The organism is Nostoc sp. CCY 9925 (genome assembly GCF_963920935.1).
Taxonomy (GTDB): domain Bacteria; phylum Cyanobacteriota; class Cyanobacteriia; order Cyanobacteriales; family Nostocaceae; genus Nostoc.
Genome location: NZ_CAWUDO010000226.1, coordinates 1 through 3920 on the forward strand (window position 1 = coordinate 1; position 3920 = coordinate 3920).

General features: G+C 42.7%; 2 protein-coding genes. Both read right to left on the reverse strand.

What is annotated here, in order from left to right; translation table 11 throughout:
- Nucleotides 1-7: 7 nt before the first annotated feature.
- Nucleotides 8-3499 (reverse strand): chemotaxis protein CheB, encoded by a 3492-nt coding sequence (locus ACM0OY_RS39705; protein WP_414574192.1) that lies wholly within the window; start codon nucleotides 3497-3499, stop codon nucleotides 8-10.
- A 187-nt stretch (nucleotides 3500-3686) separates the two neighbouring features.
- The coding region (locus ACM0OY_RS39710) for a hypothetical protein (protein ID WP_414574193.1) at nucleotides 3687-3920 on the reverse strand (234 nt) is incomplete at its 5' end.

Below are 3920 nucleotides of genomic sequence, written 5' to 3' on the forward strand. Positions count from 1 at the left end.
GGTTGGTTTACTCACTGCTGCTACTGTACTTCACAAGACTGATAACCGCTATAGCGTTAGAAAGTAAATTCCAAATCACCTGTTGTAAGCGAACAGCATCACCTAAAATTTTTCTGGTGGAATGTTGCAGGCGAGATTCAATTTGAATATTTTTCGATTCTGCTAATAAACGTACTAGATTTAGCGCTGACTCAACCACAATGTTAAGTTCAATCAGTTCGAGGTTGATACGTAACTTACTTGAGGTAATGCGTGAGATGTCTAAGAGATCCTCAATTAGCTTGGCTTGAACTTTGACGCTGTGTTCGATCGCTTGCAACCCCTGATTAATAGTATCTGCATCCAACTGATGTGTACGCAGCAGTTGTGCCCACCCCAGCATGGCATTAAGTGGGTTTCGCAGTTCGTGGGAAACTATAGATAAAAACTCATCTTTGGCGCGATTGGCTGTCTCAGCGGCAGTCCGGGCTAATTGTTCTTGAGTCAAAAGGTAAGCGCGTTCTGTCTCCCAATTTTTGCGTTGCGTGATGTCCTCAATCATCAGGAGAATCATCTGTTGCTCGTCTATTTTAGGCATTTTTCGAGCATTAAACCGGATGGTTTTTTGCACGTTCTCGAAGTTATACTCAACCTCAAGGTCTTGAAACGGGGTGTCATTGGGGAGAATACTTTCTAGGAGCGATCGCAATGATTCCAGATTCCACTCTCCGTCCCCGATCTCAAAGATTAAGCGCCCTTCTGTTTCTGCTGGTAAAAGATTGAACATCTCGTAGAAAGTTCGGTTGGCGCTAACTACGCGTAATTCTGTATTCAGAACTACCAAGGATTCCCGGACGGTATTTACAATTGCTTCGGCATAATCGTGAGACTTTTTGAGCTGCGAGGCAGTGCATTTTATGGCGTCAATGTCAACCAACACTACCACAGCACCATCAATTTTATTGTCTATTGTTCGATAAGGTCGAATTCGCAGGTCATAAAAATGACCTTCTTGGTCTTGGACTTCTTGAGCTTTCAGGTTGAGGGTGCTAATCACCTCTAAGATTTGTTTTTCTAAATCTGTGATACTGAGACTATGTTTAATATCACTCAGTGGTCGCCCTACATCCGTGGGAATTAGATTGAAAATTGTCTGCGCTGAGGGTGTAAAACGCCGAATCCGTAAATCCCCACCTAACATGAGGATCGGAATATTAATACTGCTGAGCAGATTTAGTAAATCATTACTGACTTGAGTTGATTCGATATTCCGCCGTTGCAGTTCGTCGTTAATGGTGTTCAGTTCTTCATTAGTTGCTTGAATTTCTTCTTTGGCGGTTTCTAGTTCCTCATTGGTACTTTGCAACTCTTCGTTACTTGAGAGGATCTCTTCGTTGGCAGCTCTGAGGTCTTGATTTGTGGCTTGCTGTTCCTCAATAATCGATTGCAGATGTTCTTTGGTGCTTGCCAACTCCTGTTTGAGTTGGGTGGTTTCTTGCTCGTGAAGTGTTGACCGCCTAGATCTGACGCGGCCGTCACCAGTTGCTTCTGGTGCACCATGTAGTGAAGAGGAGATGTCTTCAAACAGAACTAAAAAGTAGGTTTCTGCTGCTACGGGAGGTTTGAACGGAATTACATCAAACTTAACTTGCCTAACTCCATCGCCATCTCTGAGTTGTAAACCTTCCTTGGTAATAGACTGTTGCTGCTTTTTTGCCTGGTGAATGGCGGTGCGTAATTCTAGGCGCAAATCTGTTTTGGCCATCTTCAGCAAATTAAAGCTTGGTCTTCCGGGTGCAGGTTGTAGATAGGAACTAGTCTGTCCTCTAAATTGGAGAATTTCTAACTCGCTGTTGATAATTACACCGACTGGAGAGTATCGATTTAATACGATCTGGTCAGCCTCTTTTTGGATTTGTAAATCGTTTAATCCATCGTCGCTGAGTGTGGGTTGAGAGTGGATAGTTTCTATGGGGTAAGGGTTGGCAATCAGATCGATACTCGGTCGAGCTGATGACATTTTCCGTGAATAAATCTTGTACTTTCTGTCTACTAAAGTAAACAAGTCTGTAAACTCACCAACTGTTTCTGAAGTACCTAACATCAAATAACCGGTTGACTTGAGACCATAGTGAAGGATTCGTAAGAGTTTCTTTTGGGTTGTGCTTCCCAAATAAATCAACACATTTCGACAAGTAATCAAATCCAGCCGTGAGAAAGGTGGATCACCGATCAGGTTTTGTCTGGCGAAGACACACAATTCGCGCACTACCTTGCTAATCTGGTAACCGTTTTCTATTGGGACAAAGAAGCGCTGTAGACGTTCTGGAGAGATATCTGCTACTTGGCTGGGTTTGTAAATGCCGTTACGTGCTTTGTCGATGGCTACTTCATTAACGTCTGTAGCAAAAATCTGAATGGGCAGATTGATTCCTTGAGTTGTTAAATATTCCAGTAAGCAAATAGCAATGGAGTAAGCTTCCTCACCTGTTGAACATCCCGCTACCCAGATTCGCACAGGCGATTCTGGCGTTCGATCTTTGGTAATAATCGGAAATATCTTGGTTTTTAAAGCGTCAAAAGCTTCGCTATCCCGGAAAAAGCAGGTGACGGTGATCAGCACATCTTGATACAAAGCATTCACTTCTTCTGGGCGATCCTGGAGATATTTGACATAATCTTCCAGGTTTGCCAGTTTGTGCAAAACCATCCGGCGCAAGATTCGCCGCTTCAAAGTAGTTTGCTTGTAGTTGCTAAAGTCAACTCCTGAAGAAATTCGCAGCAGACTATAGATTGTAGAGAGAGCATCTGTGTTTTCCGTCGGCAATACTTCACTAGGTTTGATTGGGCTAGGGCTAGCGATATAGGGATGACGACTAATTTTTGCCAGTTCTTCGGCGATCGCTTCTGGCGGTAAAATAAAGTCTACATAACCAGAAGCGATGGCCGTGTTTGGCATACTACTGACTTTTGCTGTCTCTTCACATTGAGCAAAGGTAATGCCGCCAGCCCCTTTAATTACTTCCAATCCCCTTGCGCCATCTGCATCGCCTCCTGATAATACCACGGCGATCGCTTGACTTCCCCGCTCCTCTGCCAAGGAAATAAAGAAAGCATCCACTGTCATAAAATGGCCAAGAATCTTCCCCCGTGGTGACAGTTTCAACGCCCCCTGAGAAATAGTCATCTTGGCATTGGGCGGAATCACATACACATGATTTGGTTCCACCACCATCCCATCCTGCACCTCATATACAGGCATCTGAGTTTTTCGGGAGAGAATTTCACTCAACAAGCTTTTTTGATTGGGGCTTAAGTGTTGAATCAGTACAAACGCCATGCCTGTATCGATTGGCAAATGGCTGAGCAATTGTGTAAATGCTTCTAATCCACCCGCAGACGCCCCCATTGCCACAATTGGAAATAATTCTTTCTGATTTTCTCGTTTTTCTTCGTTATTGCCACCTTTGTCTGTAGTGGAATTAGATTGAGACTTTTTGGAAGACCGCCTGGATGTCATCTTGTGTACTAAATATTTATTTGGGGTGCTTCCTCTTTAATTAAAAGGAATTATAATATATTTCTATTTTGACTACTTTCACATCACTTTCATTCAATGCGGCTGATATTATACCCATAGTATTAGAAATCTTCTACTCCAAAAGTTAGGTTTGTCTACAAGTTAGGGCAAAACCAACACTGATATTTCAATACCTGAAGTTCAGAGGTGGATTAATCCAGTTCAAATACTCATTAATCCAGTTCAGAGGTGGATTAATCCAGTTCAAATACTCATTAATCCAGTTCAGAGGTGGATTAATCCAGTTCAAATACTCATTAATCCAGTTCAGAGGTGGATTAATCCAGTTCAAATACTCATTAATCCAGTTCAGAGGTGGATTAATCCAGTTCAAATACTCATTAATCCAGTTCAGAGGTGG

Excerpts from the sequence above, each read along its gene's own strand:
- ACM0OY_RS39705 (WP_414574192.1), bottom strand. The coding sequence starts at position 3,499 with ATGACATCCAGGCGGTCTTCCAAAAAGTCTCAATCTAATTCCACTACA.